Annotated in this window: 23 protein-coding genes and 1 pseudogene; 8 read left to right on the top strand and 16 right to left on the bottom strand. The window is 38.7% G+C overall.

Going from position 1 to position 22,623, the window contains the following annotated elements; all coding sequences use genetic code 11:
- Positions 1-19 precede the first annotated feature (19 nt).
- Positions 20-517, bottom strand: coding sequence for an acetolactate synthase small subunit (ilvN, locus tag J3U74_RS09015; RefSeq protein ID WP_220217587.1), 498 nt, complete (start codon positions 515-517; stop codon positions 20-22).
- Entirely contained in the window at positions 517-2,235 is a 1,719-nt protein-coding gene (ilvI, locus tag J3U74_RS09010) for an acetolactate synthase 3 large subunit (RefSeq protein WP_220217588.1), read from the bottom strand. Before ilvI ends, ilvN begins: the two co-directional genes overlap by 1 nt.
- Positions 2,236-2,521: 286 nt before the next feature.
- Here ilvI and ygfZ point away from each other — a divergent pair, with 286 nt between their 5' ends.
- On the top strand, positions 2,522-3,415 hold the full coding sequence (ygfZ, locus tag J3U74_RS09005; protein ID WP_267329114.1) for a tRNA-modifying protein YgfZ: 894 nt from the start codon (positions 2,522-2,524) through the stop codon (positions 3,413-3,415).
- 134 nt (positions 3,416-3,549) lie between these two features.
- On the opposite strand, the gene J3U74_RS09000 is transcribed toward ygfZ, so the two are convergent.
- The 5 genes from J3U74_RS09000 to ppdD all read right to left on the bottom strand — a co-directional run bounded on the left by J3U74_RS09000 (position 3,550) and on the right by ppdD (position 8,360).
- Positions 3,550-4,701 (bottom strand): M20 aminoacylase family protein, encoded by a 1,152-nt coding sequence (locus tag J3U74_RS09000; RefSeq protein ID WP_267329115.1) that lies wholly within the window; start codon positions 4,699-4,701, stop codon positions 3,550-3,552.
- Positions 4,702-4,837: 136 nt separating this feature from the next.
- Positions 4,838-5,617 carry a prepilin peptidase gene (locus J3U74_RS08995; RefSeq protein WP_267329116.1) on the bottom strand — a complete coding sequence of 260 codons (780 nt, stop codon included), beginning with the start codon at positions 5,615-5,617 and terminating at the stop codon, positions 4,838-4,840.
- Complete coding sequence (gene hofC, locus J3U74_RS08990; RefSeq protein WP_267329117.1) at positions 5,617-6,792, bottom strand: protein transport protein HofC; 1,176 nt, start codon at positions 6,790-6,792, stop codon at positions 5,617-5,619. The genes J3U74_RS08995 and hofC overlap by 1 nt, the downstream gene beginning before the upstream one ends.
- Positions 6,789-7,898: an ATPase, T2SS/T4P/T4SS family gene (locus tag J3U74_RS08985; protein ID WP_267329118.1), complete on the bottom strand. Its 1,110-nt coding sequence runs from the start codon at positions 7,896-7,898 to the stop codon at positions 6,789-6,791. Before J3U74_RS08985 ends, hofC begins: the two co-directional genes overlap by 4 nt.
- A gap of 30 nt (positions 7,899-7,928) precedes the next feature.
- On the bottom strand, positions 7,929-8,360 hold the full coding sequence (ppdD, locus tag J3U74_RS08980) for a prepilin peptidase-dependent pilin (RefSeq protein WP_267329119.1): 432 nt from the start codon (positions 8,358-8,360) through the stop codon (positions 7,929-7,931).
- Between the two features lie 192 nt (positions 8,361-8,552).
- Here ppdD and ampD point away from each other — a divergent pair.
- Together ampD and J3U74_RS12560 are read left to right on the top strand one after the other, a co-directional pair.
- Positions 8,553-9,101, top strand: a pseudogene (gene ampD / locus J3U74_RS12565) (1,6-anhydro-N-acetylmuramyl-L-alanine amidase AmpD); the annotation flags it as partial.
- Between the two features lie 12 nt (positions 9,102-9,113).
- Positions 9,114-9,422 (top strand): YqcC family protein, encoded by a 309-nt coding sequence (locus J3U74_RS12560; RefSeq protein ID WP_416379797.1) that lies wholly within the window; start codon positions 9,114-9,116, stop codon positions 9,420-9,422.
- 140 nt (positions 9,423-9,562) lie between these two features.
- Here J3U74_RS12560 and mltG read toward each other — a convergent pair whose 3' ends face one another.
- Both mltG and alr read right to left on the bottom strand, forming a co-directional pair.
- A complete protein-coding gene (mltG, locus tag J3U74_RS08970) occupies positions 9,563-10,573 on the bottom strand; it encodes an endolytic transglycosylase MltG (RefSeq protein WP_416379770.1) in 1,011 nt (336 codons plus the stop codon).
- An 8-nt stretch (positions 10,574-10,581) separates the two neighbouring features.
- Positions 10,582-11,667 (bottom strand): alanine racemase, encoded by a 1,086-nt coding sequence (gene alr, locus J3U74_RS08965; protein WP_267329122.1) that lies wholly within the window; start codon positions 11,665-11,667, stop codon positions 10,582-10,584.
- 281 nt (positions 11,668-11,948) lie between these two features.
- On the opposite strand from alr, the gene J3U74_RS08960 reads away from it, so the two are divergent.
- Positions 11,949-14,096: a TonB-dependent receptor gene (locus J3U74_RS08960; protein ID WP_267329123.1), complete on the top strand. Its 2,148-nt coding sequence runs from the start codon at positions 11,949-11,951 to the stop codon at positions 14,094-14,096.
- A gap of 58 nt (positions 14,097-14,154) precedes the next feature.
- On the opposite strand, the gene J3U74_RS08955 is transcribed toward J3U74_RS08960, so the two are convergent.
- Positions 14,155-14,481 (bottom strand): nitrous oxide-stimulated promoter family protein, encoded by a 327-nt coding sequence (locus J3U74_RS08955; protein ID WP_220217599.1) that lies wholly within the window; start codon positions 14,479-14,481, stop codon positions 14,155-14,157.
- Between the two features lie 72 nt (positions 14,482-14,553).
- Between J3U74_RS08955 and J3U74_RS08950 the strand changes: the two genes are divergently transcribed.
- On the top strand, positions 14,554-15,384 hold the full coding sequence (locus J3U74_RS08950; protein ID WP_267329124.1) for a shikimate 5-dehydrogenase: 831 nt from the start codon (positions 14,554-14,556) through the stop codon (positions 15,382-15,384).
- Between the two features lie 51 nt (positions 15,385-15,435).
- Here the strand turns inward: J3U74_RS08950 and ycaO are convergent, their stop codons facing one another.
- Positions 15,436-17,202, bottom strand: a complete 1,767-nt coding sequence (gene ycaO / locus J3U74_RS08945; protein ID WP_267329125.1) for a 30S ribosomal protein S12 methylthiotransferase accessory factor YcaO — start codon at positions 17,200-17,202, stop codon at positions 15,436-15,438.
- Between the two features lie 130 nt (positions 17,203-17,332).
- On the opposite strand from ycaO, the gene J3U74_RS08940 reads away from it, so the two are divergent.
- Positions 17,333-17,677, top strand: a complete 345-nt coding sequence (locus tag J3U74_RS08940) for a DUF4282 domain-containing protein (RefSeq protein WP_220217602.1) — start codon at positions 17,333-17,335, stop codon at positions 17,675-17,677.
- A 91-nt stretch (positions 17,678-17,768) separates the two neighbouring features.
- Here the strand turns inward: J3U74_RS08940 and tsaD are convergent, their stop codons facing one another.
- From tsaD to coaE, 4 genes are read right to left on the bottom strand one after another with little or no spacing between them, the layout of a single operon-like run.
- A complete protein-coding gene (tsaD, locus tag J3U74_RS08935; RefSeq protein ID WP_267329126.1) occupies positions 17,769-18,797 on the bottom strand; it encodes a tRNA (adenosine(37)-N6)-threonylcarbamoyltransferase complex transferase subunit TsaD in 1,029 nt (342 codons plus the stop codon).
- Positions 18,797-19,015 (bottom strand): DNA gyrase inhibitor YacG, encoded by a 219-nt coding sequence (gene yacG, locus J3U74_RS08930; RefSeq protein WP_220217604.1) that lies wholly within the window; start codon positions 19,013-19,015, stop codon positions 18,797-18,799. Before yacG ends, tsaD begins: the two co-directional genes overlap by 1 nt.
- A 26-nt stretch (positions 19,016-19,041) precedes the next feature.
- Positions 19,042-19,779: a cell division protein ZapD gene (zapD, locus tag J3U74_RS08925; RefSeq protein ID WP_267329127.1), complete on the bottom strand. Its 738-nt coding sequence runs from the start codon at positions 19,777-19,779 to the stop codon at positions 19,042-19,044.
- Entirely contained in the window at positions 19,772-20,389 is a 618-nt protein-coding gene (gene coaE / locus J3U74_RS08920) for a dephospho-CoA kinase (RefSeq protein ID WP_267329128.1), read from the bottom strand. Before coaE ends, zapD begins: the two co-directional genes overlap by 8 nt.
- Positions 20,390-20,750: 361 nt before the next feature.
- On the opposite strand from coaE, the gene lexA reads away from it, so the two are divergent.
- Together lexA and J3U74_RS08910 are read left to right on the top strand one after the other, a co-directional pair.
- Positions 20,751-21,377, top strand: a complete 627-nt coding sequence (lexA, locus tag J3U74_RS08915; RefSeq protein ID WP_267329129.1) for a transcriptional repressor LexA — start codon at positions 20,751-20,753, stop codon at positions 21,375-21,377.
- Between the two features lie 51 nt (positions 21,378-21,428).
- Positions 21,429-21,809 carry a hypothetical protein gene (locus J3U74_RS08910; protein ID WP_267329130.1) on the top strand — a complete coding sequence of 127 codons (381 nt, stop codon included), beginning with the start codon at positions 21,429-21,431 and terminating at the stop codon, positions 21,807-21,809.
- Positions 21,810-21,880: 71 nt separating this feature from the next.
- Here J3U74_RS08910 and hisM read toward each other — a convergent pair whose 3' ends face one another.
- Positions 21,881-22,621 (bottom strand): histidine ABC transporter permease HisM, encoded by a 741-nt coding sequence (hisM, locus tag J3U74_RS08905; protein WP_267329131.1) that lies wholly within the window; start codon positions 22,619-22,621, stop codon positions 21,881-21,883.
- Between the last annotated feature and the right edge of the window lie 2 nt (positions 22,622-22,623).

The following is a 22,623-nucleotide window of genomic DNA, read 5'->3' as shown; positions in this document are numbered from 1 at the left end:
TTAATTTTTTACTACAAAATTAATGATTGACGGTTTTTTCACTCCGGGATAGACCGATAATTCCGGAACGCACAATTTCAACAATATTACACGTTTCACGAATTGAGGCTAAAAACGAGTCTAATTTTTCGCTCGTTCCCGATAACTGTACAATGTAATGGGTCGCAGTCACATCAACTATCGAGCCGCGAAAAATATCAGCACAGCGCTTAACTTCATCACGAGCATCGGAACCTTTCGCCGCCACTTTAACCAGCATGATTTCACGTTCAACGTGAGGACCTTCGGTTAAATCATTCACCCGATAAACATTGACCAGTTTATGCAGTTGTTTTTGGATCTGCTCAATGACATGCTCATCCCCGGTTGTTTGAATGGTCATGCGGTGCATGGTTGGATCTTCGGTTGGCGCTGTGGTAATCGTTTCAATATTAAATCCACGTTGAGAAAATAAACCAATAATTCGTGACAAAGCGCCCGGCTCATTTTCAGTTAGAATTGATAAAATATAACGCATTATGTTCTCTCCGTTTTACTAAGCCACATTTCGTTCATTGCACCGCCACGAATCTGCATTGGGTAAACATGCTCGGTGGCATCAGTCATCACATCGACAAATACCAGACGATCCTTAATTGACAACGCTTTTTTAAGTTTAGATTCAAGTTCTTCTCGTTTAGTGATACTGATACCGACATGGCCGTAAGCTTCGGCAATTTTGGCAAAATCCGGCAGTGATTCCATATAGGAACTTGAATGTCGACCGGCATAAATCATATCTTGCCACTGTTTCACCATTCCTAAAAAGCGGTTATTGAGATTTAATACCAGCACTGGTAAGCCATATTGTAAAGCCGTTGAAAGCTCTTGTATGTTCATTTGAATACTGCCATCGCCGGTGACACAAACCACATGTTTTTTCGGGAAAGCCAATTTAACTCCTAACGCTGCCGGCAAGCCAAAGCCCATGGTACCAAGTCCGCCAGAAGTGATAAAATGACGAGGTTTATCAAACGGATAATAAAGCGCAGTAAACATCTGATGCTGTCCCACATCGGTAGTAATATAAGCATCACCCTTAGTTAACTTATACAATACTTCAATAGCCTCTTGTGGTTTAATGCTTTCGCCTTCATGGCTATAGGCTAAACAGTGACGAGCACGCCAATGATCAATTTGTTTCCACCAATCGACTAATGCATCAAGATCTCGCTCAGCCTTGATTTCATCTATTTGTGATAACATCGTTTCAACAACGACTTTGGCATCGCCCACCACCGGAATAGCAGCCGGAACAGTTTTTGAAATCGAAGTTGGGTCGATATCAATATGAATAATCTTCGCTTTTGGACAATATTTTTCAACATTATTGGTGGTTCTATCATCAAAACGTGCACCAACAGCAAAAATGACATCCGCATTATGCATCGACATATTGGCTTCATAAACCCCATGCATGCCAATCATGCCTAAATACTTTTTATCCGTGCCGGGAAAAGCGCTAATTCCCATTAATGTTGAAGCTACCGGCAGATTTAATTTATCCGCTAAAGTTTTAATCGCCTCACTTGCGCCGGCGCTGATAACCCCACCACCAATAAAAAGGACTGGCTTTTTAGCCGCCATTAACGTGGTTAATGCTTTTTTGATCTGCCCTTTATGGCCTTGAATGGTCGGATTATAAGACCGCATTGAAACCGATTTAGGATAATGATAGTTGTACTTATTCGCCGGATTAACGACATCTTTTGGTAAGTCAATTACAACCGGGCCTGGTCGACCAGTCGAGGCGATATAAAATGCCTTTTTGATCGTTTCGGGAATATCCTGACTATCTTTAATTAAAAAACTATGTTTCACAATTGGGCGTGAAATCCCCACCATATCACACTCTTGAAAGGCATCATTACCGATTAAATTACTTGCCACTTGCCCCGACAAAATAACCAGTGGTACTGAATCCATATAAGCGGTTGCAATACCAGTAATGGTATTGGTCGCGCCGGGTCCGGATGTCACTAAAACCACCCCAACATCTCCTGTCGCCCTTGCATAACCATCAGCCATATGGACAGCCGCTTGCTCATGACGAACTAAAATATGTTCAATTCCACCTAACGTATGAATGGCATCATAGATATCAAGAACGCTACCACCGGGATAACCAAATATCTGTTTCACACCTTGATCAATCAAAGATTGAATGACCATTTCCGCACCTGACAGCTTTGCCATAAGTTATTGCCTCCAGTATTACATATTTGTCATTTTTTATTCATTGTGCATTAACTTTTACACAAAATCAATAAAGTCAATAAGCTAAGATGATTCTCTGACTTTAATCCGAATAAAAAATTCATTTTTGTGAGATATCTTCCATAAAAATCATTAATTCTTTAAAAAGTGCAATATTAGCCATTGATGTTATTGTTATCTTGTTATTTTTTATATACACTTTTCCAAAAGTTAATGATTCTAGCCAATATGGTTTTAGAATTATCCATTTCCCAAAGGTACTATCATGAGCAATATTTTTAGTAAACTAACCTCCCTTGCTGATTGGCAACTAGTCAAAATTTCCGGTGAAGATAATCACTCATATTTGCAAGGACAAGTCACCATCGATATCAATAAATTGACTGAACAACGTGCGCTTTTCGGTGCGCATTGTGATGCCAAAGGTAAAATGTGGGGTAATTTATTAATTTTCCAACGTGGGCAAGATATTTACTACATTGTCCGCAAAAGCGTTGTTGAGCGACAAATCGCTGAATTAAAAAAATATGCAGTCTTTGCCAATCTTACTATTGAAATCGTTAACGATCTCAATATCGTCGGTATACCGCCAGAAGCGATTTCCGGACAACCAGCTTTAGAATCGATAATTTCACCACTGGCAGTTAACAACTGCGTGACTGTCGATAACATCACTTATATCAAATTACCGTTACCGCAAATGCGCTTTATTATGGTTACACCAAATGCCCTTCCTGATGATTTGCAACCATGTGATGACTGGGTGAAACTTGATTTAGAAGCAGGCTATGCCATTATCGATGCGCCGAATATTGAAAGCTTATTACCGCAAGCATGTAATTTACAACATTTCGATGCCATTAGCTTTGATAAAGGTTGTTATTGTGGGCAAGAAATGGTCGCCAGAGCAGAGTATCGTGGTGCGAATAATCGAGGGCTCTATCTGTTATCTGGAAAAAGCGCAACATTACCAAAAATTGGCGATAAGCTTGAGTATGAGATTGACGGTAATTGGCGAGAAAGCGGTCAAGTGTTGGCGGCGGTAAAACTCAACCAAGACAACGCTATTTATGTACAAGTTGTTCTCGCTAATGGTATCGATATTAATACCCAATTTAGAGTCAAAGACCAACCAGATAGTCAACTTACTTTCAATTAAACTTAAAAAAACACAATTAACCGTTAGTTACTAGCGGTTAATTGCTATCACGTATTTAAATTAAAACGCAAGATTACCATACCATTTTTTTAAAATGCTGGAATGATCTTCCGATCTATTCCAACATGTGTATTTTATTGTCCCAATTCTTGATTCACAATCTCAACAAAATATTGGGCGCCGGTTGTTAACACTTCATCATTAAAATTGTATGCCGGATTATGTAAATTAGCCCCTTTGCCGGCACCGAGCCAAACATAAACACCCGGTATTTTTTGTAACATAAAGGCAAAATCTTCTGATCCCATAGACGGCTGAGGATCAACCACAATATTATCTTGCCCAACCACTTTTTTAGCCGCTTCAATAGCAATATCCGCTTGCGTTGGATAATTGATCGTGGCCGGATAACGGCGCTGATAATCCACCTCTGCCTTAGCGTCAAATGTTGCAGCAATACCACTCGCAATCTGCTTAATGCGATTTTCGGCAAGGTCTTGCACTTGCGCACTAAACGAACGTACGGTACCCCGTATTACCGCTTGTTGCGGTAAAACATTCCAAGTATCACCACTATGAATCTGCGTCACACTGATGACTAATGAGCTGATCGGATCAAGATTTCGACTAACAATGCTTTGTAAAGCGTTGACAATTTGGGTAGCAGTTAAAATGGTATCTTTGCCTAAATGAGGAGCGGCTGCATGGGCGCCTTGTCCGGTCACTTTAATTTCAAAGACATCGTAAGATGCCATCATTGGTCCATGGTTGATATAAAAATGGTTTAAATTCATATTCGGCTGGTTATGTATCCCATAAACAGCTTCAATAGGCAATTTGTCAAACAATCCGTTTTCAACCATTACTCGGGCGCCACCTTCGTTTTCTTCAGCGGGCTGAAAAATGACTACCACCGTGCCGGTAAAATCCCGATGCTCACTCAGGTATTTGGCAACACCCAATAAAGTCGCAGTGTGTCCGTCATGACCGCAGGCATGCATTTTGCCGCGGATCGTTGAGCAATATTCGATGTTATTTTCTTCAACAATATCCAACGCATCAATATCGGCACGCAATGCAATATAGCGTCCCGGCTTTTTACCATGAATAAGACCAACTACTCCGGTTGGGGCAAAATCAGTAAATAACTCGGTAATACCAAAAGATTGAAGTTTTTCAATAATAAATTGAGTTGTGTTTTTTTCTTCAAAGGCGGTTTCGGGATGCGCATGGATGTGATGACGCCAAGCGATCATATCTTGTTTCAACTCAGGGATAGTACTCATGGTTAATTCCTTCATTTATTATTATGTTAGTGTCAGTAAATAGGGATTTACTATACTGCTATTTTTACTATGATAAAAATAACTCTTTTTAATATCGTTATCGATTTTAGTTATATCACAAGATTAATTTAAGGTTTTATACTAAAACGTAGGGTATTTCTGAAAGTTCTTGACAAAAATAGCTTAAGCAATAACCTGAAAACGATAAGAAAGGTGCAAAAGGAATTAACCGCACTTGATGTTTTGCCAGCAGATATCGCAAACAAAGATAATAGATAATACCAAGTAGGCAAGCAATTACCACTAACCAAGGCAGAAGATAATACGGTAACCAAGCGCCAAATGCAGCCAGTAATTTAATATCCCCACCGCCCAAACCTGCTTTTTTAAAAATGCAGAAGAATAACGTTGCCGGAATTTTTAGTAAACCATAACCGACCAAAATCCCTAAAAAGGCATCGTTAAGGTTAACACTGGTCAGCTCAAAATAGCTTGCAATTAATCCCAACCACATCAACGGTTGAGTAAAAAAATCGGGAAGCAGATAATACTTAAAATCAATCAATGCAAGCAGAATAAAAAAACCGCTAAGCATCATCATTAGCAAACTGTGGCTGTTTAATCCTCGATCGATATAAATTAAGGTAAACAAAGTAGCAAGCAATAACTCTAATACCGGATAATGCAGCGAAATTTTACAGTGGCAATAGTAGCAACGACCTTTTAATATCAACCAAGAAATCACCGGAATTAACTGCCACAGTGCCAGTGTACTACCGCAATTTAAGCACTTTGACCGTTTTACACTTATTGTCTGCAAATATTCTATATGGCTCAATGAAGGTGAAAACCGGCGATAAGCAACATTAATAAAGCTACCTACGGATAATCCTAAACAGATAATGAACACTAACATCAATGTATCACATCGCCGAGTTGAAATATTGGCAAATAGATAGCCATAATTAAACTGCCGACTATCAGCGATAACAACAGCATTAATAACGGTTCTAAGGTCGAAGATAAATTATCGGTTAACCTTTGATGTTGTTGCTGAAAATAGTGGGCTAAATTATCTAACATCAGATCCAGCGTTCCCGACTCTTCGCCGGCATGAACTAATTGCCGACAAATATTGGGGTAACCGGCTTGCTGACGCAAAGCATAACTGAACGACTGCCCCTGCTTGATTTGCTCGATAATCAGATTAATACTGTCTTGATAAAAAGCGTTACTTGCCGTATTAACGGCTGAATTTAAACCGGTTAATAAAGGAATGCCGGCTTGTTGGGTAATAGCAAGCGTTTGGAATATTTGGGTTAAATGGCTACTGGTAATTAGCTGGCCAATTAACGGCAAACGCAATATCCACCTATCGATTTCAGCTTGAAAACGAGCTTTCACATAGTGTTGGTAAGTGAGATAACTTAATAGCAGAATAAAACTCAGTATGATCCAGTTTCTTTCCAGAGAAATTGAAAGTTCAATCATGCATTGGGTAAAATAAGGGAGCTGGGCATCAAAACTTCGGTATATCTCATTAAATTTAGGTAAAACAACAAGTAACATCATCAATGCCACAACAAGCGATACCACTAAAAGAAAGAGCGGATAACGCACCGCCTTTTTAATTCGTTTGTGGAGTTCAATCGATCTTTCAAGTTGTAGGGATAACTGTTCAAAACTAGTATCGAGCTGACCGGTTAGCTCGCCGGTGGCAATGATTTGACAGTAAAGCGAAGGGAAAACCAAATGATGATTGGCTAGCGCTTGCGATAATGATTCACCCTGTGTAATTTGGCTTTTCACATCGTTAAGCAAATATTGCCAATGCGCTTTGGTCTGATCTTCAATCATCAGTTCGAGCGCATCAATCAGTGATAAACCGGCTTTTAATAACGTGGCTATCTGTTTTGTTATCAGCAATAATTCGTTGCGACTAAAACTTTTGCTGCTGATAAATCGCCCTGCTTTAAATTTTATTGCTACCTTGCCTTGTGTTAACAACTGTTTTTGAGCTTCTTGCCTTGAACGGGCAATAATGTTGTTTTGCTCAAAGTTGAGATCATACCAATAATAGAGCCGTTTCACTCGCTATCCCCTAACACCCGATCTATTTCAGCAAGACTTGTGATGCCATTTTTTACCAGCTCTTCACCCGCTTTTTTCAAGCTAGTCATATTGGTTGGCGTGATTGTTTGCTTCGCTAAAATTTGCTGTTGAATTTCCGGCGTGATAACTAATAATTCGTACAAACCAATTCGCCCCGAATACCCGCCAACACAATGTTGGCAACCAATGGCTAAATAATGTGGTACGAACTCATTGCCTAATAATATGTATTCACTGGCTGCGGTTTTGCATTCAATACAAAGTTTACGCACTAACCGTTGGGCAATTACCAGTTTTAAACTTGATGCAAGCAGATAATTTTCAATGCCCATTTGATTAAGGCGAGTGATAGCTTCAATGCTTGAATTGGTGTGTAAGGTTGATAGAACTAAATGCCCTGTTTGTGATGCTTGAATGGCAATTTCAGCGGTTTGCTGGTCACGAATTTCACCAATCATCATCACGTCAGGGTCTTGTCTGAGCAAAGCACGTAAAATAACTGAAAAAGTTAACCCTGCTTTTGGATTGATTGCGGTTTGATTAATGCCGTCGAGTGGAATTTCGATCGGATCTTCGACACTGCAAATATTACAATCTTCTTTATTTAGTCGTTTTAGTGCACTGTATAAGGTGACGGTTTTACCGCTACCTGTGGGGCCGGTGACCAAAATCAAGCCTTGCGGATAACTTAGAATTTTTTCGAAAGTTACTAGATCCTGAGCCGACAATCCCAAATCATAAATGCTTAAGTCTAACTGCTCGTTATCCATAACCCGCAATACGATTTTTTCGCCATTGATTACCGGTAAAGTGGCAATGCGCATGGCAAAATGGTCAATCACCAATTGACCGTCCTGCGGCAATCGCTGTTCGGCTATGTTTAAATTGGACATGATTTTGAGTCTGGCCGTTATCTGCTTAGCTAAAGACAAAGGTGCACTTGCCTTGTTTTGTAAAACGCCGTCAATACGCATCCGGATGCGGTAATAGGTTTGATAAGGTTCAAAATGAATATCTGAAGCTCGCTTTTCAAGCGCCGATAATAATATGTCGTTAATACGTTCAACCAATTTATCTTCTTGCATAATCGCTCTCTAATGTTGGCTTTATCATAATCAAAATTTAAAAATATCTTCACAAGCGGAAGTTAAACCGGCATCCGGCGGTGTTGTTATGCAAGTTCGGCTCCAATCCAAATGACCATGGGTGGTATTGATTGTCGGCGTTAGCGTAGTGGTTAAGCCAGCTAAAGCGTTTGATCCCACTAAAGTGATAACCCCATTACTTACCGTAATAGAAGCAACATAGTTACTCGATTTGGTCACCGCAATACCATTACTGCCATTGTTACATCCTTTTAATGCCCCTTTTTCAATGGCACAAATTTCAACGGCTGACTTATAGGCGCTCATCGATTGAAGCATGTCAGTTAAAGCCGCTTTTTTGACATAACCTTGATAAGCTGGTAGACCGATTGCGGTTAAAATAGCGATCACCACAATAGCAATCATAAGTTCAAATAAGGTAAATCCCGATTGATTAGACATTTTGTTACACTCCTTGATAGAAATGATTTGAGTGATGACTTTATAGCGAAACAAAAAAATGAAATAATAAGCCAATTAGTATTTTGGGATTTGAAATACAATCGTCACGTTAATTATTTCGGTCATGTCAAAATCGTTGTGCAATAGTTCACAAACTTCATTCGCATTACCTAAACAATTGTTGGAGTTAATATGCCCTTAAACATCATTAATAGTTGGTTACAAGGTGTTAAGCAAGTTTTATCGCCTTTTTATAATGATCGCCCGGCGAATAAACCTATTTCATTATTGGTCATTCACAATATTAGTTTGCCGCCAAATCAGTATGGTGGCCCTTATGTGGAACAATTATTTACCGGCAAACTTGATCCGAATGCTGATCCCTATTTTGCTAAAATTTACCAATTGCAAGTTTCTGCACATCTTTTTATTCGTCGTAATGGTGAAATTATCCAGTTTGTCCCGTTTGATAAACGAGCCTGGCATGCCGGACAATCACAGTTCGAAGGGCAAGAAAATTGTAATGATTTCTCAATTGGCATTGAATTAGAAGGCTGCGACAGTGAAAATTTCACTCCAGTGCAATATGAGCAGTTAGCCGCAGTAACCTTGATCCTCCAAAAAACTTATGCCATTAAAAATATTACCGGGCATAGTGACATCGCCCCGACGCGTAAAACCGATCCGGGTCCTTGTTTTGACTGGCAATATTACCGGGATTTATTAAGCCAGCAATCGCAGACACAGTCGTTAATTAAGCAACTGGAATTGATAAAACAGGCACTGCAAGACACTCAATTATGGCAATCAGCGCCACCGCATCCCGATGCTTTTTTAAGTCAAGAACCGTTTGCGCTCGACACCATGCAAGCGCATGAGTGGCTACAATGGATTTTTATTCCTCGAATTTATGCTCTTATTGATGCTAATGCCACTATCCCACAATTTGCCCTTCATCCCTATTTTGAAGAGGCATTTAAACAGCAGGAACAAGACCTAACACAGCTATTAGAGCTGATTAAGCAGCTTGATCAATTATCTGCAATAAAAGATTCTGAGTAAAAGATTTTGTGTAAAAGATTCTGTGAAAATGTTCTAAGAAAAAGTTCTGCGAAAAGATTTGATATAAAAAAACCCCCAAGTAATTGGTTGTCCAACTATTGGGGGTCACTTCATCTGCACGGTTTTTTCAATCTGTGATGTTACCGATTTAACTGTCGATACTGATTAACGGCTTGTTGATGACTGTTGTAGTTGCTTGAAAAGGTATGACCGCCTGTTCCATTAGCAACAAAAAACAGATAGTTAGTTTTAGCCGGATGCGCAGCCGCTTCCAACGAGGCAAGGCTAGGCATTGCAATTGGTGTTGGTGGTAATCCCTCAATCACATAAGTATTATAAGGATTTTCAGTATCATTTAAATCTACTCGACGAATGGTGCCGGTATATTTGTCACCTAAACCATAAATAATGGTCGGATCGGTTTGTAATTTCATTTTGGCTTTCAAGCGATTAACAAAAACTGATGCCACATTAGCTCGCTCCGAACTTAGTCCGGTCTCTTTTTCAATAATTGAAGCAATAATTAACAGCTCATAAGACGACTTGTAAGGAAGATCGCTATCTCGATTTTCCCAGACTTTTTGTAAATTATTTTTCATGGTCATATGGGCACGTTTTAATAAATTAATATCGACCGTGTTAGCTGTATAAAGATAAGTATCTGGCGATAACCAACCTTCGATCGATCCTTCAATCCCTAACAATTTGGCGATCTCTTCATCGGTTTTGCCGTCAAGTGTCTGTTCAATATAAGGTGAATTTTTAATCACGTTAAGCCAATCTTTCGCTCGTTTTCCTTCGACAAATTGGATCGAAAAATTACTCTCTTTGCCCGAAACCAATAACGCTAAAAAATCCTCAACCGTCATATGCGGATGCAGTTGATAGGTGCCGGCTTTAATCGATCTTAACGAAGGATTGAGTTTAGATAGATAAGGCAATAAATGTGATTGCTCAAGTAAATTACTCTCTTTAACTTGCTGAGCTAACTGATGTGATGTTGTGCCTTTTTTTAGCACAAAGACTTGATTATCATCAGTGACATTTAGATATTGTTTGGAAAACTGATGCAAAAAGTAGTAGCCAATACCAATTGAACCACCCACAATTAATATCAAAGTAAGTAAAGTACATAAAACGATTTTCTTAATCATAACTCTCAATCTACATAGTGAATTTTAGCCCGTGACGTCAGGCGCGTTAATAATTCATAAGCACTAATACCTGTGTGCTTAGCAATGTGTTCAACCGGTAGCTGATGCCCCCAGAAGATAACTTCATCGCCAGGTTTTTCATGGCAATGAAGTCCTAAATCAACCACAATCATATCCATTGAGACCCGCCCAACAATCGGCACTTGACGACCATTGATCATCACCGGCGTATTTGGACTAATACCCCGAGGATAACCGTCGCCATATCCCATTGCCACCACACCTAAGGTGGTATCGTTTGGACTGACCCAAGTTTGACCATATCCCACAGCTTCGCCTTTTTTATGCTTTCTAACAGCTATCAACTCTGATTTAAGTGTCATCACCGGTTTAAGCGCTGAAATCGCCTCATCAAACGGTGATACACCATATAAAGCAATGCCAACCCGAATAACATCACGATGTGAATTAGGCCAAGCAAGAATGCCACCGGATGCCGCAATAGATTGTTTATTGATAGCTGGGTGATGATTCATGGCTAAAATAAACTGATCTAACAACGCAGTTTGTTTAGCCGTTTGCTGTGAGGTTAAATCATCGGCCGAACTAAAATGGCTGATAATATTGATAGAAGGTCGCACTACCCGGCAATTTGCTAGCTTAATAAATTGTTGCTCAGCCTCATCGGGGTGAAAACCTAAGCGATGCATACCGGTATCTAATTTAAACCATGCGGTAATTTGATTTTCAACATCAATCGCATTTAATGCATCAATTTGCCAGCTTGCGTGAATAACCGGTTGTAAATTAAAATCGATTAAATCATTAACATCATCATGCGGGAAAAAACCTTCTAATAAAACAATTGGGGTATTAATGCCCTCTTGCCGTAATAATAACGCTTCACCCACCCGTGCTACGCCAAAGTAATCGACTTTATCTTGTAATAACTTCGCCACCCCTAACATACCATGCCCATAAGCATTGGCTTTGACAATTGCCATTAAGGCGCTATTAGGTGATTTATTTCTAAAATAGTCAATATTATGTAAAAGTGATTTGCGATTAACTTCAACTACTGCCACAGACATTGTATTTAACCTAACTTATATATCAAATGGCTATTGTAAGTTTTGTTATGGATAATCACAAATATTTATTTTAATAAATTAGTCAATTCACGCTGTTTTATTAATCGATAACAACGGCCATTTTCCTTTTTAGAGCAGTATTTGTGAGCAAAATTGAGGCAAAGAGTGTGATCAATATCGATTAATTTGCATAATACTATTTACAGCTTAAATGATAATGGTTATCATTCAATCTTTATTCAAAACCTATAAAAAAAGAGAAGAATAGGATTAAGTTAATAATGGATTTAAACATTACCAAAACTCATATCGCAACAGCGATTTGCATTTCATTAACCAATTTGCTTTTCATTGATCAAACTTTTGCCGATACCAAAAAATCCACCCCGCAAGATACCATTGTTGTGACCGCTGATCGAAACGAAAAAACCGTCTGGGATAGTTCGGTTTCGGTGACGGCAGTTAATCGAGATGAAATTGAAAATCAAAATGGCGATTCAGTTGTTGAAGCATTACGCGATATTCCCGGCGTTGAAATTATGGATAATGCTTTAGCCGGCCGAAAACAAATTATGATACGAGGTGAAGCGCCGTCACGTATTTTGATGTTAATTGACGGGCAAGAAGTCACCTATCATCGTTCCGGGCATGGCTCAAGCGCCGGTGTATTAATTGATATGGAATCGGTGGAACGCATCGAAGTGATTAAAGGTCCTCACTCTGTGCTTTATGGCTCGCAAGCGATTGGTGGCGTAGTTAATTTTATTACGCGTAAAGGTAGCCAAGACGGGGCGCCGTTAAGCGGTGACGCTAAAGTGATCTACAATGGCGCAACCGACGGCTTTACCGAAATGGGCACTATTAATGGTTCAATCGACAATATTTTTGATTATCGCATCAGTGGTAGCAATGCGAAAAACAATGACCGTAAAGCGTATCAAGGCAAACTTCACAACACCGACTTTGGTAATAATAGTTTAAGTTCATGGTTTGGTTTTAATCTTGATCAACATAAATTGGGGCTATCTATAGATCGTTATCAATTAGATACCAAAACCTACTATGATAAGTCAAAAAATAATCCTGCTATCAAAGAGTTCTCGGTTGAAATTCCTCAATTACAACGGGAAAAAATCGGCCTGTTTTATGACTATCAAGCTGACGGCACTTTTCTTAAAAAACTGCATTATGATGCCTATGCGCAAAAACTAAATCGACAATTTCGTAACCATATTAACGTAGCGCCGAATGCCAGAATAAACGTTGATACCCGCACGGCAACCGATGATGAACAAAAAACTTATGGTATGACGTTTCAAGCTGACTTTGTGCCGGCTAAAAACATGAATTTGATTGCCGGGCTTCAATATCAGCAAGATAATGTCGATCAAAATTCGCATAATGTCGTTGTGTCAAAAATGCCGGTACCAATTAAAAGCTATACTCAAAATAAATTCTCCTCGAACAAATGGCAACAATCGAGCATTGCTTTATTTGGGCAAAATGATTGGGATATCACCGAGGATATTTCATGGAATTTAGGTGTGCGCCAATATTGGGTGACTTCGAAACTAAAAAAAGGATCGTCAATTATTGATAAAACGCCAGTAGTTGGATCGGCAACGTCAACGGTTAAAACCGACGGCAAAAAAAGCGATCATGATAACAATTTTGTTGTATCAACCGGGCTGACTTATTCCGGTATCCGTGATACTCAGTTAAGAGCATCGTTTGCCCAAGGATATGTCTATCCTACCCTTTCGCACCTGTATGCAGTCACCACGGCATCTGATCAAACGCTTTATGGCAATTCGAAATTAAAAGCGGAAAAATCGAATAATTACGAAATTGGCTTGCGTTATAACAATAACAAAATTTTAGCCGATGCGGCTATCTACTATTCTGCAGCGAAAAACTATATCACCGAGATGAGCTGTGATGGTTCAGCGATTTGTGATGGCGCTATTGGTAGCAATTTTAGCTATTATGATAATGCCAATAAAGCCAAAACTTATGGTTTAGAATTTATGGTTGAATATGTTGATTTACCTGTTACCCCATATATAAAAGGTAACTATTTACGTCGGCAAATAAAAACCGATAAATACACCACTTATGATACCGGCAATCCACGCTTTGCTGGCAATATTGGATTAAAACACACTGCCTATTTTGATCACGTTGATATCGATGCCGATCTGTTTATGCGCATGGCAACAAATGCAACTAAACGCAGTGAGTCATCGGTTTATCGCTATAGCGGTTGGTCAACAGTAAACTTATCAACGACCACCTCATTTGGTGCCAACAGACAATATAAAATTGGCGTTGATCTGAATAATATTTTAAACAAAAACTATACCACTGCTTATGAAAGTATTCCGGCAGCAAAATTTAATGCGGTTATCAGTGCAAGTATGAAGTTTTAATCAGTAGTCTAAATTAAGCAAAATGACTATGTGATGAATCACATAGTCATAATAAAATCTAACTAATAAGATTTTTATACAGATGCTTTAGCGCCTTAACCGGATGATAGATCATCATTCTGGGACCGGCAAAACGCATAACCTGTTTTATTCTTTCTTTATAATCTTTACGATAGCAGTGGCGAGGACATTTTTCACAGGTGGTTTTCGCTTCACCAAAACGACACATGGTTAAACGTTGCATCGCATATTGCCGTAAATCTTGACACTCATCGCACAATTGATTGGCTTTTGAGTGATGTTTTTTCTGGCAATATAAATGGATCATCACGCTCACTGTCGATTTTTCTTGTTCTATTTTAGGACCAGTATTATTTGCAACCATATTTCAATACATACATAAAAAAAATGCTAAAATACTAAAGTAATATCACTTTGAACACAAGGATTAGTCATCATGGTAAGAATGATTAACAAAGATACAAAAGTATGCATGTCTCTTTCAGCTCGCCCGGGCAATTTCGGTACCCGTTTTCATAATTACTTATATGAAAAGCTCGATCTTAACTATCTTTATAAAGCCTTTACCACCAATAATTTAAAAGATGCAATATATGGCATAAAAGCGCTGGCAATCCGAGGATGTGCCATATCAATGCCTTATAAACAAGCTTGTATTGAGTTTATTGATGAATTGGATAATTCTGCTAAATCCATTGAATCGGTTAATACCATAGTAAATACCAATCACTATTTAAAAGCCTACAATACTGATTATATTGCTGTTGCAAAACTCATCGAAAGCAATCAAATTGCTAAAACCACGCCATTTGTATTAAAAGGCAGTGGCGGAATGGCTAATGCGGTCATTGGCGCTTTTTACGACAAAGGGTTTAAACATGGCATAATTGCAGCTCGTAATGAGTCAAAAGGACAAGCGCTGGCAAACCGTTATGGTTATCAGTGGGTTGCAGATGAAGCGAGTATTTCACCCGAGCAAGCAAAATTAATCATTAATGTTACCCCTATCGGTATGCAAGGTGGAATTGAAGCAGATCAATTGGCGTTTAGTGAAACCCTGATTGAACAATCTGATATTGTGTTTGATGTCGTTGCATTACCGGTTGAAACACCGTTGATAAAATATGCCAAACGAGTCAATAAAAAGATTATATCCGGCGCCGATGTTGCGGTGTTGCAAGCGCTTGAGCAATTTATCTTATATACCGGCATCACGCCTAACCAACAGTTAGTCTTACAAGCCGCTGAATTTGCCCGACAAGGTTAAACTTATTGCGGCGTCATAAAAAACGGTTGCTGACGCCGCAATAAAGCGGGATTATGACATGGTTTGATGTAATTTATGATAAACCGCCAGCAAGGATTGATGCATAGCGAACTGTTCAAGATTGTCATTTTCGGCCGGATTATTGGTTGTTAAATCCGCTAAACCGAAGAATCGTTTTTTACCGGTTGTATACTGCCACATTTCATCAACACAAGCTTTGCCATACATCTTATTAAAAGCATTTTGATATTGATTAAACTGCTCGATATCTCGTTCAAGTATAAAGTTTACTAACGTTTGCAAACAGCGATAAGCATGGTTACGCTGAGCGGTAAAGATTGACTCATTCATTTCAACCGTCCAATCGATCCACAATTTAGCTTGCTCAAGGTCTTGAGCGGCTAAGGCGAGCATGGCTTTTAACTCACCCACTCTTAAGGTTAACCATGCATTATCTTTACCTGTTGCTATACCTAATAATTCTCTTATACGGGCAAAATCATCCAAACCGGCATCATCTAGCTGCTCAATAAGAGAAAGGTAGTGTTTGCTGGTGTGTTTGCCATTTGGTAAAGATAAGATTAACTTACGAAGTTCAATGGCCATATTATTATTGGCAATAAGCAGATCTTCCGGCGGGTAGATCTCTGACATGCCTACCGCCAATATTCGGCAAGCATATACACCTAAATGCTCATAGTCCATAATCAAAACTTCGACATGATGAGCGGTGAAAATCGCCATTAAATTTTCAAACTCTTGTTCGGTTGTTCCGGAAAAATCCCAATCGACAAAGTCAAAATCGGCTTGCTCATTGAAAAGATCCCACGAGATCAAACCACTGGAGTCAATAAAATGCGTTTCTAAATTGCTTAAATCAGCTATTTCATCATTATCAAAACTAGGCGGCGAAAACACATCGAGATCTTTTAAACTTCGCCCTTGTAATAATTCAGTCACTGTTCTTTCTAATGCTACGCCAAAGTTAGGATGCGCACCAAAAGAGGCATAACAAGTGCCGTTTTGCGGATTAAACAACACCACACAAATAACCGGAAATTGTCCGCCTAACGATGCATCAAAACAATAAATAGGAAAGCCTTCACTTTCCAGCGCTTGAATGGCGGATAAGACTGAAGGATATCGATTAATCACATCAGCAGGAATCGTCGGTAAACTTATTGCCTGGGCAATAATCTTATTTTTTACGTAACGTTCAAAAATTTCCGACAACGCTTGCACCCGAGCTTCATTACGGGTATTACCGGCCGACATGCCATTAGAAGCGTATAAATTAGCAATTAAATTAACCGGAACATAAATAATTTGTTGATCCGATTGTTGCACAAAAGGTAACGCACATATCCCACGAGCGTGGTTACTTGATTGCAAATCGATTAAATCGCTGGCGGTCAATTCGTTATCCGGATCATAAAATTTCAGCAGTTTTTCAGAAAGTAAGCCTTTCGGTAAGCGATTATCTTGAGGAATTGAAAACCATTTTTCTGACGGGTAATGAACAAATTCAGCATTGGCAGCCTGTTTACCTAAATAAAAATCCGAAAAGAAATAATTGGTCGATAAACGTTCAAAATATTCCCCTAACGCTGAAGCTAGTGCCGCTTTTTTACTTGCTCCTTTACCATTTGCAAAGCAGAGTGGGCAGTTGATGTTTTGAATATGTACTGACCAAACATTAGGAACCGGATTAAGCCAAGATGCTTCTTTAACATCTAAACCATATTTAGCCAATTGTTGATGAAAGTAACTAATTGAATCTTCAAGCGCGGCATCTTTGCCAGGGATAAAAGTTTTCATATTTAATCTCAAGAAATTTTATGTTAAAATTGTAACCGTTGTACCGATTGTTTTTTTAAATCGTTTTAGTTGTATTATAGTCAATGTAGTAAAAAACCGAAACATAACTGAGGAAATAAAAGGAAACACAATGAAAAACATAGCAAACTTGAATAATGTTAAAGTCACCGATCTTCTAAAGCTAAAAAAACCTCTCACACCCATGTTCTTAACACTTTATTATTGGATTTTATTAATCTTCTTTGCATTTATGGGAATAGCGACAATTCTGGGAGGATTTAAATCTTTTTCTTATAATTTTTCTGGTGCTTTATATGACATTATAATGGGGTTATTCATTATAGTTGTAGGAATTATGTCTTCACGAGTTATCTGCGAAACAATTATTATTTTGTTCAAGATTGACCCTAAAGATATTGATATCATTGCTGACAAAGTTCAAGATACAGAGAAATCCGAATCTAACAATCAATAAGCTACTAGCACTATTTTAATGCTTAATTTTATAAGCAAGTGAGGTTTATCCTCACTTTGCTGACAAATAATATAACAAATAATTCTCTTATTTAGCCACCATTAAGCTCATTTAAAGGCCATCTGGGTTTAACATTTATCGCTAAATCATCGCGTTGTGAATGAGCCAAATGAATCATGCCAGCATAGGCAATCATCGCACCATTATCCGTACAAAATGCAATGCGAGGATAAAAAACTTCGCCTTTACGTTGTTGCATAAGCTTTGCTAGTTTATCCCTTAATGTTTTATTAGCACTTACGCCACCGGCAACAACCAATCTTTTGAAATTAGTCTGTTCAAGAGCACGACGAGATTTAATGACTAAAGTATCGACTAATGCATCTTCAAAAGCGCTGGCAATGTCAGCTTTAGTCTGATGATCAATCTCACCATTTTCATCACGATATTGATTGATTGTATTGGCTGCGGCTGTTTTTAAACCTGAAAAACTAAAATCGAGCCCCGGGCGATCAGTCATCGGTCTTGGAAATTGGAATCGTAATCGATCGCCTTGCTTAGCCAATTCCGATAGTTTAGCCCCACCGGGATAATCAAGTCCAAGGAGTTTTGCCGTTTTATCAAACGCTTCACCTGCGGCATCATCGATCGATTCACCCATTAACTGATACTGCCCAATGCCAGTTACTTTAATTAACTGAGTATGTCCGCCTGAAACCAGCAAAGCGACAAAGGGAAATTGTGGGGGATTATCTTCCAACATAGGAGCAAGCAAGTGCCCTTCCATATGATGCACAGCAATAGCCGGCACATTCCATGCATAAGCTAACGAACGCCCAATTGATGCACCGACCATTAATGCACCAATTAGCCCCGGTCCGGCAGTATAAGCCACAGCATCAATATCGCTGGCTAACAAATTCGCCTCGTTAAGTGCAGCTTGAATTAAAGGTACCGTTTTACGGATATGATCACGTGACGCGAGTTCAGGCACCACGCCGCCATAATCAGCATGTAACTCAATTTGCGAATAAAGTTGATTGGCGATTAATCCATGTTTATCATCATAAATCGCCACGCCAGTTTCATCACACGAGGTTTCAATACCCAGTACTTTCATTAATACTTATCCCTCAAATCATCAATATTGTCTTCGCTCCAAAGATCTTCTTCAATTTGTGCTTTATCGGCAATACGATGCTCTTCGCTTGCCCAATCACCAAGATCGATAAGCTGACATCGCTTGCTACAAAATGGACGAAACGGACTTTGTGTAGACCATTCAACTTGTATTTGACAAGTTGGACATTTAACAAATGTGACAGGATTTTTATTCATTTAAACTCTTTTTTAATTAAACGGTATTAGCAACAAGCTAATTCAAATTCAATACTATCAGTGTTCATATTATCATATGCGTCAAGAGGTAAAAAACGGATGCTATAACGTGACATATGCCCGGATACTTGCGGGAAGACATTTTTATCTAAATCAACCCGAATCCGAATCAAATTAACTTCGCCGTTAGTTTCTTGAAAGAAGTTATTGGTGCAGGTATAAAATTGAAATTCGCCCAACTGCCGAATCAATTGCATACAAGAAGCCAGGGCTTGATCAAGTAGGATTAAATGTTGTAACCAATTTTGAACTTGTTCATCGCGTTTTTGCTGTGGCTGTTTAAGCCATAAATGGAAAGAAGGAAGATCAAAACTACAACAGCCGCCCGGTATGGTTAACCGTTGACGAAGGGCGGTAAGAAAACGATCATCTTTTAACGGTTGCCCTAAACGCATAATCGCATTAAATTGAGTGAGGTAATCATGAAATTTACTGATCAGATGATTTAATAATTCTTGATCGACACCCTCAATATCCAGCCATGACGAAAGCTTTTGCTTTTGCGCTTCAATCTCTTTAATTAAATCGCCTTTCACATCATTACGTTCAATAATTTCTAATAGTTCGGATAATGCATGGAAAAACATTAACGCATTTGTTTCATCTAACTGGCTATGCGTCTTTAATTGATTCAATAGAAATTCGATACGAAGCCACGTGCGCATTTTTTCATTTAATGGATGTTCAAAAATGATACTATTCATACTTGTTATTCTTTATTTTAAAGTTGTTCAAATATTGTTGATGCAACTTATTAACTTGCTCACTTAACGAGGCTAAGTTACCATTATTGACAATAATATCATCAGCATACGATAAGCGCTCGGCTAAAGGTACTTGCGTACGTATCATTCGTTTTGCTAATGACTCGCTTATTTTATCTCGATAAATTAAACGTTCCATTTGTAACGTTTCAGGTACATCAACCATTAGTACCCTATCAGCTAATTGATGTAAATTATTTTCAATTAATAATGGCACAACCCAAATAACATAAGGGGCGGTCTGCTTCGCAATTTGCTTTTGAGTTATTTGATGAATTATTGGATGTAACAAATTGTTGAGCCAAAGCCTTTCATGATCATTATTAAAAATAATTTCCCTTAACTGACTGCGATCAAGTTCGCCATTTGGTAACAAAATTTCAGTGCTAAAATGTTTTACGATTTGAGCCAAAGCATCTGTTCCAACCTCGACCACTTGACGCGCAATGATATCAGCATCAATAATTGGTACGCCTAATTGAGCAAATAAGTTAGCAATGGTACTTTTACCACTAGCAACACCACCACTAAGTGCAACAACATAAGGCATAAAACACATTCCAATTAATAACTATTTTGGCTTTAGTATATCATACAAGTTTCTTTCATAATACATAGCAAATAACCTTTAAATTAAGAAATATTTAAATTTTAAAAAGATGTGCAATAGTTAATGAAAGTTATGATAAATCAATTGAATAAATAAAACCTATTGAGACCCAAAAACCGCAGCCGCTATCGCTTTAATCTTGTGTCTATTTTTATCAAAACATTAACGATGATGCGGTTATCACTCAAACTATCGGATAAATTTTATGGCCTTTTTGTAAAAAAATCAGATAAAACAGTTGGTTTTATATTCCTAGCTGTATATAATCACATATATCTGTATATAAACACAGGAAATGATAATGAGACCATTAACCGCACGCCAACAACAGATTTACGACTTGATCAAAGAAAACATCCAAACAACCGGTATGCCACCTACACGTGCCGAAATCGCCCAAATGCTGGGTTTCCGCTCAGCCAATGCAGCAGAAGAACACCTTAAAGCTTTAGCCAAAAAAGGCGCGATTGAGATGATTGCCGGATCGTCACGTGGCATTCGCCTATTGCTGGAAAATGCTGCCGAGCAACATGAGTTTGAAGGCTTGCCGTTAATTGGTAGAGTCGCTGCCGGTTCCCCTATTCTTGCTCAAGAACATATCGAAAGCCATTATCAAGTTGACCCTTCACTTTTCAAACCTAACGCCGACTTCTTATTACGTGTTCAAGGCATGTCGATGAAAGACATTGGTATATTAGACGGTGATTTACTTGCAGTGCACAAAACTCAAGAGGTTAAAAATGGTCAAGTTGTTGTGGCGCGTATTGATGATGAAGTTACCGTTAAACGACTATCACGAAAAGGCAAGCATGTTCAGTTATTAGCTGAAAACGAAGAGTTCGCCCCAATTGAAGTCAATCTTGAACAACAAAATTTTGCCATTGAAGGCTTAGCTGTTGGGATTATTCGCAACGGTACATGGATGTAAAGGCAAAGTTAGGATAAAATACCAACTAACTATTGCTTTGGAGATAACAATATGTGGATATTTTGGTTATATGAATTTCTAGGATTTGTAGCAGTTTTGCTGGCAATTTTTGGATTTTGTCGTTTTCGTGGTCGAGGGTTTTGGTCTTTTATTTGGCATAATCTAAAGTGGGTCGCACTATCAATTGGTATCGTTTGGCTGGTTATAATCGTACTTTGTCGACATGACTTATATAATGCAACACACTGCTATTTTCGTGGTATAAGTATGCACACCAATACAAAATACTCGATCTATTTAGGTGAGTGTCAAGTCGAAACGCCGAGTGGTAGCTATGTTCCAATCGATCGTACCCGTGCTTTACCGGGAGCCCACGAGCATGGTGTCGACGGCGGAACTGATTTTGATCATGATGACGGTTTAGCTGAATAATTAAGTGACTTGTCCCACCCACTCGTTATAACAATCAGGCAATGATTTATACGCTGTCTGATTGTTTATTATTATTTAGATGTAGATTTTTCCTTAAATTCAGTTTCATCTTTGCGCATATACGCTAAACAATGCCGCTCTAACTTTTTGAAAGCAAAAATTAGTGTAAAGCTGACACATAAATAGATGACCGCCGCAATGGAAAAAGCATGGAAAGGTTGATAAGTTTCGGCATAAATATCCCTTGCTATCTTCATCACATCCTGCACGGTTACCGTAAAAGCAAGTGCGGTAGAATGTAACATAAAGATCACTTCATTACTGTAAGCTGGCAACGCAATGCCAAATGCTCTAGGCAAAATAATATAGCGGTAAAGATCAAACCGATTAAAGCCCAGTGCAATAGCAGCTTGAATTTCACCTTGTGGCACATTTCGGATAGCGCCAGCAAAAACTTCTGTCGTATAAGCGCAGGTATTAAGGGTAAAAGCTAAAATAGTACAATTTAAACCACTTTGAAAAAAATCACCCAGCCAAGCATTATCCTTAACGATACTTAGGGTATAAAGACCGGTATAGATAATCAACAGTTGCACATACAGTGGCGTTCCCCGAAAAATATAGGTAAATAACCAAATTGGCAACTTAATCACACGATATTGCGAATTACGCCCGACCGCTAAAATTAGCGCTAACATACCACCCAAGCTTACTGATACAATCAAGATCCAAAGTGTCATCGCAAGCCCGGTAATATGATAACCGTCAGTCCATAATAAGGCTTTCCAATAGTCTTGCAAAATATCTATCATAA

The organism is Gilliamella sp. B3892 (genome assembly GCF_026536305.1).
GTDB lineage: Bacteria > Pseudomonadota > Gammaproteobacteria > Enterobacterales > Orbaceae > Gilliamella.
Note: the sequence above shows the minus strand (reverse complement) of the source record. Positions and strands in the feature narration are given on the sequence as shown.